At 49.1% G+C, this 14,508-nt stretch carries 14 protein-coding genes and 1 pseudogene; 6 read left to right on the top strand and 9 right to left on the bottom strand.

All coding sequences use genetic code 11. The features are described from left to right. Positions 1 to 16: 16 nt before the first annotated feature. The 3 genes from IPJ88_09190 to IPJ88_09180 form a co-directional block, all read right to left on the bottom strand. Entirely contained in the window at positions 17 to 1,231 is a 1,215-nt protein-coding gene (locus IPJ88_09190) for a hypothetical protein (GenBank protein ID QQR91849.1), read from the bottom strand. A 185-nt stretch (positions 1,232 to 1,416) separates the two neighbouring features. Then, entirely contained in the window at positions 1,417 to 2,244 is an 828-nt protein-coding gene (locus tag IPJ88_09185; GenBank protein QQR91848.1) for a kinase/pyrophosphorylase, read from the bottom strand. A gap of 335 nt (positions 2,245 to 2,579) precedes the next feature. Beyond that, positions 2,580 to 3,137 (bottom strand): hypothetical protein, encoded by a 558-nt coding sequence (locus IPJ88_09180; GenBank protein QQR91847.1) that lies wholly within the window; start codon positions 3,135 to 3,137, stop codon positions 2,580 to 2,582. A gap of 299 nt (positions 3,138 to 3,436) precedes the next feature. Here IPJ88_09180 and rpoN point away from each other — a divergent pair, with 299 nt between their 5' ends. From rpoN to rapZ, 3 genes are all read left to right on the top strand, one after another. After that, positions 3,437 to 4,864, top strand: coding sequence for an RNA polymerase factor sigma-54 (rpoN, locus tag IPJ88_09175; protein QQR91846.1), 1,428 nt, complete (start codon positions 3,437 to 3,439; stop codon positions 4,862 to 4,864). An 82-nt stretch (positions 4,865 to 4,946) separates the two neighbouring features. Further along, positions 4,947 to 5,255 carry a ribosome-associated translation inhibitor RaiA gene (gene raiA / locus IPJ88_09170; GenBank protein QQR91845.1) on the top strand — a complete coding sequence of 103 codons (309 nt, stop codon included), beginning with the start codon at positions 4,947 to 4,949 and terminating at the stop codon, positions 5,253 to 5,255. A 59-nt stretch (positions 5,256 to 5,314) separates the two neighbouring features. Continuing rightward, complete coding sequence (rapZ, locus tag IPJ88_09165) at positions 5,315 to 6,142, top strand: RNase adapter RapZ (GenBank protein QQR91844.1); 828 nt, start codon at positions 5,315 to 5,317, stop codon at positions 6,140 to 6,142. 97 nt (positions 6,143 to 6,239) lie between these two features. On the opposite strand, the gene IPJ88_09160 is transcribed toward rapZ, so the two are convergent. Genes IPJ88_09160 through IPJ88_09135 form a run of 6 tightly spaced genes read right to left on the bottom strand, consistent with a single transcriptional unit; the run spans position 6,240 to position 11,471 of the window. Continuing rightward, positions 6,240 to 6,740, bottom strand: coding sequence for a TlpA family protein disulfide reductase (locus IPJ88_09160; GenBank protein ID QQR91843.1), 501 nt, complete (start codon positions 6,738 to 6,740; stop codon positions 6,240 to 6,242). Continuing rightward, positions 6,737 to 7,759, bottom strand: coding sequence for a tetratricopeptide repeat protein (locus IPJ88_09155; GenBank protein QQR91842.1), 1,023 nt, complete (start codon positions 7,757 to 7,759; stop codon positions 6,737 to 6,739). The genes IPJ88_09160 and IPJ88_09155 overlap by 4 nt, the downstream gene beginning before the upstream one ends. After that, complete coding sequence (gene glnD / locus IPJ88_09150; GenBank protein QQR92006.1) at positions 7,756 to 10,221, bottom strand: [protein-PII] uridylyltransferase; 2,466 nt, start codon at positions 10,219 to 10,221, stop codon at positions 7,756 to 7,758. Before glnD ends, IPJ88_09155 begins: the two co-directional genes overlap by 4 nt. Positions 10,222 to 10,238: 17 nt before the next feature. Further along, the gene (locus tag IPJ88_09145; GenBank protein ID QQR91841.1) at positions 10,239 to 10,427 is read right to left on the bottom strand and encodes a hypothetical protein; all 189 of its coding nucleotides are present in this window, start codon (positions 10,425 to 10,427) and stop codon (positions 10,239 to 10,241) included. Next, positions 10,420 to 10,857, bottom strand: coding sequence for an N-acetylmuramoyl-L-alanine amidase (locus IPJ88_09140; protein QQR92005.1), 438 nt, complete (start codon positions 10,855 to 10,857; stop codon positions 10,420 to 10,422). Before IPJ88_09140 ends, IPJ88_09145 begins: the two co-directional genes overlap by 8 nt. Further along, entirely contained in the window at positions 10,848 to 11,471 is a 624-nt protein-coding gene (locus IPJ88_09135) for an N-acetylmuramoyl-L-alanine amidase (protein ID QQR91840.1), read from the bottom strand. The genes IPJ88_09140 and IPJ88_09135 overlap by 10 nt, the downstream gene beginning before the upstream one ends. Positions 11,472 to 11,770: 299 nt before the next feature. Between IPJ88_09135 and IPJ88_09130 the strand changes: the two genes are divergently transcribed. From IPJ88_09130 to IPJ88_09120, 3 genes and pseudogenes are all read left to right on the top strand, one after another. Beyond that, positions 11,771 to 12,670, top strand: coding sequence for a hypothetical protein (locus tag IPJ88_09130; protein ID QQR91839.1), 900 nt, complete (start codon positions 11,771 to 11,773; stop codon positions 12,668 to 12,670). A 152-nt stretch (positions 12,671 to 12,822) separates the two neighbouring features. Continuing rightward, positions 12,823 to 13,857 (top strand): phosphoribosylformylglycinamidine cyclo-ligase, encoded by a 1,035-nt coding sequence (locus IPJ88_09125; GenBank protein QQR91838.1) that lies wholly within the window; start codon positions 12,823 to 12,825, stop codon positions 13,855 to 13,857. After that, positions 13,854 to 14,504 (top strand): annotated as a pseudogene (locus IPJ88_09120) (phosphoribosylglycinamide formyltransferase). The gene IPJ88_09125 and the pseudogene IPJ88_09120 overlap by 4 nt, the downstream one beginning before the upstream one ends. Positions 14,505 to 14,508 lie beyond the last annotated feature (4 nt).

Here is a 14,508-nt window from a genome sequence, read left to right as displayed (position 1 = left end):
AGTCGGAGAATAAGGGTTAGTCTACTTTCTCAACCGGAGTTATCGGAAGTTCAAGGCGAAAAATAGCACCTTGGTTTATTCCAAAACTGCTGCAGCTCAAAATGCCTCCCATGGCTTTCGCAGTATTGTGTGAATTATACAAACCATAACCATGACCGTTTTTCTTGGTTGTAAAGCCATGACTAAAAACCCTGCTCATATTTTCTTCCGCAATTCCAAGACCATTGTCACTAACAGTAATACAAAAAAAGTCACTTCCAAGCGATGCAGCCTTAATGCAAATCGCTTTGTCCATGCGCTCGCTTACTTTTAGCGACTGTTCTGCGTTCATTACAAGGTTGATAAGGATTTGCAGCACCCGGTGTCGATCCACAACGATTTGATTTGGCGCATCCACAACATTGGTCGTCAAAAAGATAGCATGACGCTGACAAGACGCGCTCACAAACGAGGCAGCGTCATCGATCAACTCCTGCAGCAGACAAGGCTCAGCCCTACCCGTGGATTTGGCGTAACGCTGCTGAGTGCTAATCAGAGAATGAATGTGACGAAGTGTGCCACGGACGACATTGCTTTCGTTTACTAGATCAGCATTCTTTTTTGCAACTTCTGCAATTGCCGCACTTAGATATTTTATGATGACCTCAGCGTCCTTGGTCCCAAGAAAACTTGTCATGCCATCTTCATGCTCCGTCAGAATCCCAATGGCTTTTTCAATCTGGGGAAGACGCGAATCGCGAAGACCTGCATGCAGAAGGTCGGAAGAGACACTAACCGTGTTTAGAGCATTGCTAAGGTTATGAAGCACACTCGCCGCTACATCCTCTGCGGTGGTGGCTCTAGACATGCACTGAGTACTTTCACTTAATTTCTCGATGCATCGATTTCCAAGAACATAGACAGCAAGACCTGTTTGTTCAGCTGAAAAATGCAATATCACAGCGCGAATCTGAGAGTCGACCTTTGCCATTGTCGTCTTGAGAGGCAAACTGAGCGTTGCTTGCGATTCAAATTTCAACATTGCTTCAAGGTCGTTAACTAAGACAACGCTCGTTAGACTCTTTCCAACAGGATCATAACGAAGAAATTTTTGCATTTCGCTATTGGCGTACATAACAACTTCATGGGCTGCCACCAGGGTCGGAAGAGGCGAGTGGTCCACCAAGATTTCCCACGGTGGTACCGAAGGAATACCGGTTGGTTTCAACTGCGCTGGGAGAATTGGTGACATTTCAATTCAACTAGTTAATACGGCTAAAAAAACCGAAACTTTAATTCATTGGCATCATCGGAGACCAAGTGAATGCCGGCCAAACACGCCGCAATGGTACTCGACTTCTCTACAAAGAGTTGTGCTGTACGGACTTGGCTGAAATGTACACCCCTAGCCAATCAATCACGCAAAATATCGCTGTCTTACTCGCTCAGTCGCCGTTCTTCACGGTCCTTGACGTACTCGAGCACAATGGCAGCCGTTTCTTCAATAGCTCGTCCACTTACATCCACAATGAACCAATCCGGATGCTGCGCGAATATCGAATTGGTGTAATCAAGCTCCTCACGAATATGGTCACGCATGGCATAGTTGGTCTCTGAAGGCATGCCAAGTTGCTGTAAACGTGCACGACGAATTTCCAAGAGTTGATTTAGATCAATCGTCAACCCTACAACCCGCTCCGGAGGAATTTCAAATAGTTCAGGAGGAGGGTCCACACCAAGAACCAAAGGGACATTGGCAACTTTAAGGCCGCGCCCTGCCAAATAGGTCGAGAGCGGCGTTTTACTCGTTCGACTCACACCGGTTAAAATAAGATCAGCCCGGCTTAGATTACGCGGCTCACGTCCATCGTCGCTTTTAACCGCAAACTCAATAGCCTCAACTCGCTTAAAATAGTCATCTGACAGAGGTAGCGCGGAAGACGGAACATAGGTGGGATTAGCCTGCAAAAAGTTAGACACTTTTCCCATAAGGGCGCCAATCACATCGACTGCACCCAAATCGTTCTCAACTGACCAAGCGTGAAAAAAATCTCGCATCTCCGGAGAAACCAAGGTGAATACAACCATGGCTTGGTCCTCTTTTGCTTTCTCGAGAACCTTTTGCGCTCGCTCTTGGTCCCGTACTCTTGTGAAAACGCGAACTCGAACTTTGTGCTGAGGAAATTGCAACAAGGCAGCACGGACCACACGCTCGGCGGTCTCGCCAGTTGAGTCACTAATGACGTAGATAGGTCGGTTCACCATAAGCAGTCCGAAGGAAGGACGACTTTAACGCTTTTTGTGCAATCGACGTGAAAGCTTCTTTCCGCCCATGCGATTAACGCGACGGCGGTTCTTGGCCTTTAGCTTAGCGCGCAATCGCTTGCTCTTCGTACGGGAACGTCCAGCTGAATCTGCAAATTGATGAATATACACAACAAACCTCTTTTTTATCGGAACCGCTTTTTACGCATAAATAAGCATCGGTGCAACTACCATATACCCTTTTGCAGAATTGTTGGAGTGCGGTGGACCGTAATCCTACAGTTAAATCGCTATTTTTATGATGATTTAGCGCCTTTTCGGCAGGAGCGGCCTCGTTATAAGCCGAGTTGTCTGCCTGCCGAGAACAACCTGACGAGCAAATAAGCCACTCCCAGGCCCAAAACCAGGCCCATGGTGAGCGTGCCTTGAAAGACTGCCCCACTTCCATACGACGTTAGTCCAAATTGCCCGTGGAACTGAGCGTAACTCCCCACCACCGACAAGCGGTTCCAAAAGACCAGGACCAATGCGATCGCACCGAGTGCACCGACGCCCGCCATGGCCAGAACGAGGCCCTCTCGATGTCCTCTCACCCAAAATGCGCCGAGCAAAAAGCCGGCAAGTCCAATGAGAATCTGCAACATAAAACCCAACAGCACCAGAGCAGAAGGTATGGTTGCAGTATCCATGAGGTAAAGAAGCGACCAATCGCCATGAAAGATGTAAAAATATGCAGTTTGCGGAAGCAAGACCAGAAGCATGAAGATGAAATAAGCACCACAGGCCCGAGAAAACAGCGCGGGTCGCGGGCTAAGGCACAGATCGCCACGTGCAGCGAGCGCCGCAGCAAGGCCTGTTGAAAAGCCTAAAAGTACAAGTGTCGGCACTGGCAAGAAACACACTCCCGGAAGGATGACCTAGGTTAAACTATCGCCACCACCCTGCGACAGTCCCAAAAACCACTAGCAATATGACATTTGTTTGCTCTGCCTACAATATCCCATGCACTCGGAGCCCACCACTCTTTTGTTGTATCAATCGTTCGCTGACTTCTCCTACACGGACACTCAAACGCCCACAAAACTGATTTCTAAAGGCATTTCACGGGCCTGGAATGATGCTTAAGACTTTCCTGCTTGGCGCTAGGACGCTACACTAAAGGCGTGAGAGAAGTTTTTTCAAGGACAGAACGATGGAGCTAAAACAGCAGCTCAAGCTGTCCCAGCAACTTGTCATGACACCCCAATTGCAGCAAGCGATTAAGCTTCTGCAAATGTCCCGCATGGAGCTGGTTGAATCAGTACGAGAAGAAATGTTGGAAAATCCCGTGCTCGAAGAGCAGGCAGAGACCAACGATAGCCCCAAGGACAATGTTCAAGCTGAAAGCGTGGATGGCGACAACAGCGCAGCTTCGGACAACTCAAACGATATTGACTGGGAGCGCTATCTCGAAAACCACGCCAATCAAGCCCCCATGCCAACGATTCGACGAGGCGACAACGACGAGCTTCCTGGGGTCGATCAAACAGCAACACGCGCCGAGACCATTGCCGAGCACCTCACTTGGCAATTGCAGATGACTGATTTTATTGAGGAAGAGAAGAACTTTGCAGCCCTGGTCTTTGGCAACCTCGATGAGCGTGGCTACTTACGTATCGAAGGCCTCGAGCCAAGCGAAGTTGTACCCAAACTGGCCCAAGAAGCCGAGATCGATCCGGAAGATGCGGAAGAAGTGGTCAAACTGATTCAACGCTTTGATCCTGTCGGAGTAGCTTCTCGCGATCTCAAAGAGTGTTTGCTTATCCAAGCTGAGCACTACGGCATGGATATGCTTGTGCGCGCAATTATCGAGAATCATATTTCGGATCTCGAGAAACGCAACTACAACGCCATCGCCAAAGCGCTAAACTTTTCGTTGGAAGACGTCTACGATGCAGCCGAGTTGATCGGAGGCCTGGAGCCACGCCCTGCACGTTCCTTCACCACCGAGGATCCTCAATACATCACCCCCGATGTCTATGTGCATAAGGTCGGTGATAAATATTTTGTCGTATCAAACGACGACGGTATGCCTCGGTTGCGTATTAGTTCCTTCTATCGTTCAGCGTTTTCTGGAGAAAGCACAGAAGCAAAAGAATACATCCAAAACAAACTAAGAAGTGCGCAGTGGCTTATTCGCAGCATCGACCAACGACGCAAAACCATCGTTCGGGTCACGGAATGCATTGTTGAAAAACAAAAAGACTTTTTTGAAAAAGGTGTCGCCCATCTCAAGCCAATGATTCTTAGGGACGTCGCCGAAACGGTTGAGATGCACGAAAGCACCGTCTCACGCGTCACGAACAATAAGTACGTTCACACGCCTCAGGGAATTTTCGAACTAAAATATTTTTTCAACAGCGGAATCCGACGCAGCCACACCGAAGACATCGCCTCAGAAAGCGTCAAACAGAAGATAAAGAAATTCATCGCCGATGAAGACTCCAAATCACCGCTAAGCGACCAAAAACTCGTGGAAATGCTTTCTGCGCAGGGCATCGTCATCGCTCGCCGAACCGTTGCAAAATATCGAGAAATGTTAGGTATCCTTAGTTCTTCAAAGCGTAAGAAATATTTTTAGAGCTTAGTTGTTTCTACATAAACAGCTTTTGAAAACACAAAACCGGGGAGGAAGCATGAGAATCGCGTTCACGTTTAGGGATATGGATCCTTCAGACGCGCTGCGGGAATACGCGCGACACAAAGTTGCTAGGTTGCAAAAGTACTCAGATACGCCTTTAGACGCCGAAATCACCGCTTCATTGGACGGGCACTTGCAATGCATCGACATGAACATCAGTGCCGATGGGAACACCTATCTTGGGCACGAAGGCTCCGACAGCCTCTACGCCTCCGTTGACCTCGTCATGGACAAAATCGATCGGCAAATTCGAAGAAGCAAGAAGTACGCCAATCAGCGCCGCCGTCGTTCCTCAGCGGATGCCATGGCAAAACCTGACCGAAGCAGGTAAGATCTAGAGCAGCACTCTAGACAATAGAGAACAACACACCACTAGGGTGCCGGTGGCACGTGCGAATTGTTATAGTTACAGGCATGTCAGGTGCAGGCCGGAGCACGGCTTTGCACGTCTTAGAGGATCTCGGCTTTTATTGCGTCGATAACCTCCCTCCCGCTCTTGCGCCAGATTTAATACACATGCTTGAAGACACTGACGGCGTGAACTGGGTGGCGCTTGGGATAGACCTTCGCACGGGCACCTTTTTGGAAGGCACCGACGAAGTCTTAGATCGACTCAGCGCACAAGGCCATGAGCTCGAAGTCCTCTTTTTGGACTGCCAAGACGAAACACTCGTGCGGCGCTTTAGCGAAAGCCGCAGACCTCACAGATTGGCACCCGCAGGAGATTTGCCGGGCGCCATTGCACGGGAGCGAGAACAACTTGCTTCACTTCGAGAACGTGCCAGCTACGTAGTCGATACAAGCTCGCTCACCGTACACGAGCTAAAGCGCCTGCTGTCTGAATATGCCGAGGCAGGAAAAAGCGAACGGCTACCCATGGTGCTACGTTTCATGTCCTTTGGCTTTAAGTATGGGTTGCCAATCGATGCTGATTTGGTTTTCGATTTGCGTGCGCTGCCCAACCCCCACTTCGTCCCAGAATTAAAGGCCAAGACGGGGGAAGACCCCGACGTGAGCGACTTCGTTCTAAAGGCACAACAAAGCCAAGAATTGCTAGCTGACATTGAGCAGCTCCTTCGTCGGCACATTCCGAACTACGAACGAGAAGGCAAAGCTTACCTTACGGTGGCCCTAGGCTGCACAGGTGGAAAACACCGCTCAGTCGCACTGAGCCGAGAATTGTACAGCGTTTCTCATCCATGCCCGCCGTATCACTAGCCCACCGCGACATCGGAAAGTAAAATTTTCTCCTTTGAGCATGGGAACCCTACGTCTCTTTGCAAGCTTGGCAGCTATAGGTCGATCTTGGGTACCGTTAGTCAAGCCATTGGACTAGCTGATCATCTGTCATGGGACCTTGGTAGCTTTTGCTTATTTTGCCTTGCTTATCGAGCAGAAAGTAAGCAGGGATGACGTTTAAAACACCAAAATCGCTTTTTCCTTGGAGAAGTGAGTTGCTGGGATCGTAGGCAATTGAAAAATCAGCCTGCAAACTTGCCTTGAACGCTCTGAGAATACGGCCTGGTTCAGGCTGTACGGCAATTGCCAGTATCGTTATTTCAGAATGAGTTTTGTGGAAGGTTTCCACATGATGCAAAGCAATCTGTGAATAGCCATCAAAGGTCGTAAAAACAAAAACCAGTAAAGGATGTCCCCGGAACGCCTCAATTGGAAGCTGAGCGCCATCTGCATCAATCAAGTCGATACGCACCTCGTCGTTTTCACGAACCGTGGTACCTTGGTATGCTGAATTTCCCGAACAACCCAAGCACATCAGGCCGATGCTCAGGACAATTCGCAATACTTCTCGCTTCATTTGTTTTTCTGAAGACGTTGTATTTCTTCCAAGTGAGCTTTGCTCTTTTCCGTAAAAGCACCCTTTGGTTCTTGTTTAAGATAACGACGAAAGCTTTGTGCAGCTTTTGCATAACTTCCCATAGCAGCAAGAATGCTTCCGCGAAAATAATGAACGGCGGTATACTTCGAGTCTTTTTTCTCAAGCTCATCCAACGTAGCCAATGATTGCTCGGATGCGCCATTTGCATGCTGTGCGATGGCAAGTTCGGCCAAGACCGCAGGGGGCAATTCTTTAAGCAATGTTTTCACGTTACCTAACACCCTAACCGCCAGTGCTGCATCTCCAGCACGCCGCAGACCGCTTGCTATCTCGATAAGCATTTGGGCGTCGTTTCGCGCAAGCGGATAAGCCTTTTGCAATTTTGTCTTCGCCGCATTCACATCATTTGCAGCAAGCTCAATCAAAGCTAGGTTAGTGAGAGGAAGAGGGTCAGACGGAAGTAGTTTGATGGCTCGCTGATAAGCAACTTTAGCTTTGTCGAGTTGCCTTGAATCTTCGAAGCTAAGCGCTAAGTTCAACCAAGCGTCTCCGTAAGTTGGATCAATTTTTACTGCGTCGCTCAGTAATTCCTGAGCGCGCCTTAGGTTACCCTGCTCGCGAAGCAGCACCGCAAGATTGTTCTTTGCCTGAACAAACTGCGGTAAAAGCCGTTCCGCCTCTTGATACTCCGGGATAGCTAACTGAGGTTGTCCCTGCAGCTCTAGCACCAAACCAAGATCAAAATAGGCGCGTGCATCTTGTGCGTTTTCAATAATCGCTGAACGAAATGATGCACTTGCTTCACCAAGCTCGCCAATGCTCATATAGCGCTCTCCCCTTTTTACCAATGGACTTGCATCCGGAACGAGAGCATCTTCGTGCTCACTCGCCTGTTGCTCCTTCGTTTCGTTTTGTTGCTCCTCAGGACTAGGTGTTACGCCCGCACACCCAAATGCAGCCACATACAACAACAATCCTATTTCGTGTATTTGTTTCATTGTTTTTCCTTGTACAGTCTTTCTAGCGCGTTTTTAAGTTTACTCTTAAGGGAGTCGAGAGCCTCTTTGTCTTCGATTTTTTCTTCCTTCAAGGTTTGCACATAAAAAACGTCAGCAACGCTCACGCCTTCGGTGCTGAGTTTGGATAGTCCAATGGTGAGGCCCTCTTCATGGAACACCTGGGAAATAGTGTAAAGCAGACCTGCATGATCATGAGTATACACATCAAACACCGTGAAATACCGAGAGGAATTATTGTCGACATTTATCTTTGTTGAAACCTTAGGTTGTTTACGTTTGGTCCAAACAGGTGGATTTGAACGCTTTTGAATGATTTCCTTGGAGGCTTGGTCGCCAGAGAGTAGACCAGCAATTGCATCTTGAAGAGCGCTCAGAAACTGCCCGTTTATTTTTCTCTTTGTTGCAACGTAGAAGACGTCAAACACTTCTCTTTTTCCGCCCTCTTGTAAACGCGTGTAAATTTGTGCAGAGCGCACTTCGATGTGATGCGCAAAAAACACTTTAGCAACCGAAGCAAGCAAGCCTGGTTTATCCTCACTCAACAGGATCATTTCCTTGAGTTCAGGATCGGGTCCTTCGCGAACAACCAGGCTCAATGGCTTTGATGCATTGTCGTTATAAATTGCAGCATGAGCACGAATTGCTTCGGGAGTGTTTGAAAGCACATATCGTCTAGGAAGACCAGTCCAGAAACGCGTCAGTCGTAGTTGCTCTGCTTGATCTTTTGTGTTTGCTAAAAGCTGTTCTCTTATATCAGCCGCGCGCTCCTGACGTGACAGCGACGCTGAGCCATCCATAGCGTCCACCGCAGTCCGGAATAAACTATCAAGCATGCGATCTTTCCATGCATTAAGTGCATGCGGACTCGTGGTAGATAAATCAGCAATTGTAAGTAAGTACAGATCCCTTAGTCGATCAACCGAGCGTACTTCTTTGATAACTTCTTCGATAATAATGGGATCACTAATATCTCGCCGCATCGCCCAATGATAAAGACGCAAATGAGCGCGAACCAGCCACTCGATATGTTGAGCGTCGACTTCTTGTATACCAAGGCGCTCGCAGACTTTCTTTGCGATATCGGCTCCAATGTCGGCATGGTGACCTTTGCGACCCTTGCCGATATCATGAAGCAACAAAGCAAGTTGAAGCGGCCTGCGCCGCGAAGAATCTGTAGCCAGGTGTGTGGCTAAAGGCCATTCCTCTGCGAAATCACCTCGAGCAATAGCCGCTAATCGATCGACAGCAGCCACAGAATGCACATCAACGGTGTACACGTGATAGATGTCATGTTGAACACGGCCACGCACGTGCTCAAACTCGGGAATCATCGCGAGGATCAAACCGACTTCAAGCAACTCTCCCAAGATGGAGCCTCTACGTACCTTTGCAACACCTTCAAACGAAAGCAATTCGAGAAACAAGGAAGCCGCTTCAGGATGCGCTCTCAATGCCTTGCACCAGTTTTCATCTCCCGCTTTTCGCGCCACAGCGTCGCGACCCAACACCGAAGGTCTCTTATCTTGACGCACGACTTGACGATAAAAATGCAGTGCCGAAATTGGCTCATTTTCCAAACTAGAAAAATCAGAAAAAATAATTTCCTCTTCGCTTTGCGCCACTCCGCTGCCAAGCTCAGTCGGCTTACTTCGAGGCAAGGTCGAGCTCGTCGCCCGCGCAAGTAGACGGTCGGTAACCGATGCTATGGTTTGGGCATGCTGATAGTAGTGCCGCATAAATTGTTCGACCGCGAGATCCTCTGCATCGACATATGCAAAAAGAAGCGCAATCTCTTCTTGGTCTTCAAAAGTAAGTCGATCTTGCTTCCTTTGAGCTCGAACATGAAGTGCATTTCGCACACGCCACAAAAACTCACAACTCTGCTCGAGCTCCAGCAGTTCGCGACTATGAAGCCTGTCCTGTGCGACTAGATCAGCGAGCTCGACGGCATTCCAACTTGTTCTGGCTACCCAGCCAATTACATCCGAATCGCGAAGGCCTCCACGGCCAAGTTTCACCTCCGGCTCAAGCAAAAAAAGAGAGCCACCAAAGCGTTCATGGCGTGCAGCCGTATCATCACGGAGCATCTTTAGAAAATGCCTCGAATGCTTTGATTGGAGTTTTTCTAAACCCTGTTTTTTGAGTTCGTTGACCAAACTGGAGTCACCAACGATGGGCTGCAAATCAAGCAGAGTCGTCGCGGTGGTCAAGTCGTTGGTAGCGAGCGCTAACGTTTCTTCAACCCCACGCACAGCGTGCCCTACGCTAAGCTTGGCATCCCAAAGCGGATATAAAAGAGCTTCTGCCCAAAGCTGCACGTGTTTATCTTCCGGATCATCACATAACAAAACCACATCCACATCCGCAAAAGGAGCAAGCGTGCCTCTTGCAAAGCTTCCAACCGCTGCAAGGGCAGCGCGTTTTTTTATTTTTGTTAGAATGTCCTCACTACTCTTTGCTAAACTTCAAGTAATACGTGCATGTGCTGAGCATGCTGTCCTGCCGCTACCATGCCCGCTTCGTCACTTCCTAGATAATCACTAATGGAACGCCGAAACGTTTTAAGCTTTGCAAGCTGTTCATTCAGTTGAATTTGCACTGACTTGCCATCGCCTGTGACTGTATGTTGTTTGTTCGAATTACTCATTTTCACTCAAATAGCTCAGCATGCCTTCGGCAACACCCTCAGCTAGCAACTGCCGGTAACGTCGTGTCTTGAGAAGCTGTGCCTCGGTAGGATTAGTCATAAACGACGCTTCGACAAGCACCGATGGTACGTGAACCCCGGCAAGCACGAAAAACAAAGCGCGTCTTATACCTCGGTCCTCTACTGTCGGATAATGTTGTCTGGCAGAAGCCAAAAGACCACGATGAATCAAAGCTGCCAGGCGCTCAGATTTCGGCATTTGGCCTTGACGCTGTAAAGATGCAAGGACGGTCTGCAACCCACTTACCTTTGACTCGTCAACGCCATTTTCTCGCGCAGCTAATCTCAAAGCATGTTTGTCATCGCTTGTGTCAAGAACAAAAGTTGCAATACCGCCCTCTTCTGGATTGGGAAGTGCGTTTAGGTGTATGGAAACAAAAGATCAGCTTCCAAGCGATTTGCCATGGTTGCGCGCTCTTCCAAAGTGATAAAGCGATCCGTCTTACGTGTTAGAAAAACCTTGGCTCCTGGAACCAATCTCTTGATAACGAGTTGCACACGACGAGCTATATCGAGCGCATAGTCCGCTTCCTTATTTCCGTCAGCTGCTTTTGCTCCAGTGTCTTGCCCCCCATGGCCTGGATCAAGAACAACGACAAAGGGTTTAGTGGGCAGAGCGATGCCTACTTGTTCCGTATCAAAATCAACGACAATTTGAAAAGGAGCGGGCAGAAAGCCAACCCGAACTTGCCAGCGATTCGGAAGCAAGAATTCGACTACCACCGTCTTGTCATGTTTGAACCTGAACGCTGCGTTATCTGGACCAAAGGGCGTCCAGCGTCTAGGCAACTGTAGTCCGGAAGGAATGATGACATCCGTCATCGCGATGCCCCACCTTCGCAAACCGTCGTGTTCAACAATCGGATCGAGTGATTTAAAAACCACTGGACCATCAAAACGAAAACTAACCGTCGAACTGCTTAGGGTGTGACTAATTGTCGAACTAGAGCCCTTTTGCGGCAGCACCACCTCTTCAAGCCGCACCTTTCTCTTCGAGGGACTGGCAGCATCCTGTTTCGTTCTAACGGCCACTCGAGATGAATGGCTTTTGCTTTGAGTTGACTGCGCCCCCTCTCCCTCCCTGTCGGCTAAGGAAGGACGACACGCGAAAAGCTGCAAGCAAAACACAAGCAATATCGGCAACGTTGAAGGCAAAAGCATGCTATATTTTGTCAATAGCATGCTTTGAGGGCTTTTTTTAATTGGATTTTCAAAGCATGTCGGACATTGGGGCACATAAACGAAACTACCAAACCCGAGAAGGGTACTCTATAATGATGATAATGAAAGATCGGCAAAGCTTAGAAACACAAGGTCTAGTCGATTGGGCTAAAGATGGCTCTTTCGACGTTGAGCACTTTGAAGCCCTAGCCGCAACCCATGTTGCGCCTTGGAAGGCTACTCAAATTGCATCCGATGCTCCGAAATCGGATCCTGCAGACTTTCCAGCGCAGCAGGCCCGTGCGCTTGCTGAAGTAGGCTTCGCTGAAACCTTATTGCGCAAACCGGATCCGGATACCGAAGATCAAAATACCTTCACATCATCCGCAACCGCATCGGCATCAAAACAATCCGCTGCCTGGCAGTCCCAGCCAATGGCCGATGACTTCCCAGTAGAACTGCCCGAAAAGAAGGCACCGTCCAAAAAAACACTCATGATCGGAGCGGGCGCAGCTGCCATAGTCTTAGTTGCACTTGGCACATGGGCACTAGGTGGCTCCGACGATAACCCCGAAAAACAACCTGAACCAAGCAACGCACAAGCCTCTGAAAAGGCGCCATCCACTGGCGCAGCTGCAAGCTCTACCCCAGCTAAAAAAGCCCCCAAACCCGTCTCGGGCACCAAGGTTGAGAAGCCCGCAGCACCCGAATTGCTTGAACTACAAATCCAGGCACTCCCAATCGAAGCAAGCGTTACCATGAATGGGCTTGAGGTCTCGAATCCTTTTAAGAGCGAAGTAGAGTCAGGTAGTAGCTTGTTATTTGAGGCGAAGGCGACTGGATATGTCACGCGCAGCATGACAGTTACTGTGGATAGACCGCGAAGCATTACGCTCACTTTGCAAAAAGAGGCGGCTCCTAAGGCAGTCAAGGCTCCCGTTAAAGCAAAGAAACCCGTTAGGCCACGTCCTCGGCCCAAAACTCCTGCGTCGGGCAAGATTATCAAAGACAATCCCTATTGAAGATCTAAAGAGCAACTTTAGCCCCGCCGTACCCCATCGGCAGTCAAAGATGACGATTCACGCCTAAACCCTTATCTACAAAGGAAATAACCAGTGCTCTGTCTCTCTGAGACATTGACCGCGAAGGTAGCTTTCGCTAGCTTCCCTGGACTGTGAGCGGCCTAGACTATTCAAAAGCAGGCGTCAGCATCGACGCTGGTAACGCATTTATCGATCGCATCAAAAAGCACGTGCATTCGACCCGTACACCCCATGTGCTTTCAAGCGTGGGCGGCTTTGCGGGACTTATGTCGCTGCCCAAAGGACTCAACGATCCTGTGCTCGTTTCCGGCACCGACGGCGTCGGCACAAAACTCAAACTCGCCTTTGAGCTCAACAATAACTCGAGCATCGGAATCGATCTCGTTGCAATGTGTGTCAATGATGTGCTCACCGTGGGAGCCTCTCCGTTATTTTTTCTTGATTACTTTGCCACCGGCAAGCTGCAAATCGATCAGGCTGAGGCCGTCGTCTCTGGTATTGCTCAAGGATGCCGCGAGGCCGACTGTGCCTTGATCGGCGGGGAAACCGCCGAACTCCCTGGCTTCTACCAGGGAGGAGAATACGATTTGGCTGGCTTTTGTGTAGGCATTGTTGAGCGCGCTCGCATATTGAATTCTGAAAGCATTAACGAAAACCATGTCATCATTGCTTTGCCTTCAACGGGACTCCACTCCAACGGCTATGCACTGGCAAGAGCAGCCCTTTTTGAAACCAAAGCTTTCAAGCTAGAAGATAAACCATCGGAACTCGATGAACCCTTGGCAAGCGCACTACTTCGACCCACGAAAATCTATGTCAAAGCTCTCAAACCTCTGCTAGCAGAGCAGCTTATCGATGGTCTATGTCACGTTACTGGCGGCGGGATTGTTGAGAACCTGCCACGTATCTTACCAGAAGGTTATGCAGCCGAGATTGACACCGAGGCTTGGAGCAGACCTGCGATTTTTGAGCTTATCGCACGTAGCGGACAAATATCAGAAGACGAAATGCGACGTGTCTTCAATTTAGGCGTTGGAATGATACTCCTCGTTGAAAGCAAAAAGCTATCACGAGTAAAAACGCTTCTTGATACTCAAGATGAAACTTATTTTGAATTGGGCAAGGTCATCAAAAGCGAGCACGGCGCTCGAGTGGTTTTCAGATGATGCGAATTGTCGTTTTAGCGTCTGGAAAGGGAAGCAACCTTAGCGCTCTAATCTCAGAAGCAAAGCGCACTCCCGACGATTTTCAAATCGTCGCGGTACTCTCCGAGAAAGCAAAATGCTATGCAGTCCAAATCGCAAAAGACGAAGGTATTCCAGTTCGGTTGATCTTGAAAAAGGACCATGAACGCCGTGACTCATGGAACAAAGCCTAGGCCGACGCAGTGGCTGCTTATGATGCTCAGCTGGTTGTCTTAGCTGGGTTTATGCGAATCTTAGACAATCAATTTCTCTGCCGGCACGGCAACTACACGATCAACATTCACCCTTCGCTTCTGCCTTGCTTCCCTGGCCTTCATGCACAACAGCAAGCCATCGATGCAGGCGTCCGTATTAGCGGAGCCACGGTGCACCTTGTCGATCAAGGTGTGGACACAGGCCCCATCCTCGCCCAAGCTGCTGTGCCCGTGATGCTTGAAGACAGCGCTCAAACACTGCATGAACGTATCCAAAAAACCGAACATCCTTTGCTCTGCTCAGTTGTAAGACGTATCGCATCAGGGGAAATCACATTAAATCCTGTCACCCTTTCTGTGAAAAAAACCACAACGGAGTCCACCTTTCTCTTCTCGCCGCCTCTTCAGGAATAGTTTT

It is taken from the genome of Myxococcales bacterium, assembly GCA_016699535.1.
GTDB lineage: Bacteria > Myxococcota_A > Polyangia > Polyangiales.
The sequence above is the reverse complement of the archived record's forward strand: the minus strand, read 5'-3'. Positions and strand labels throughout refer to the sequence as shown.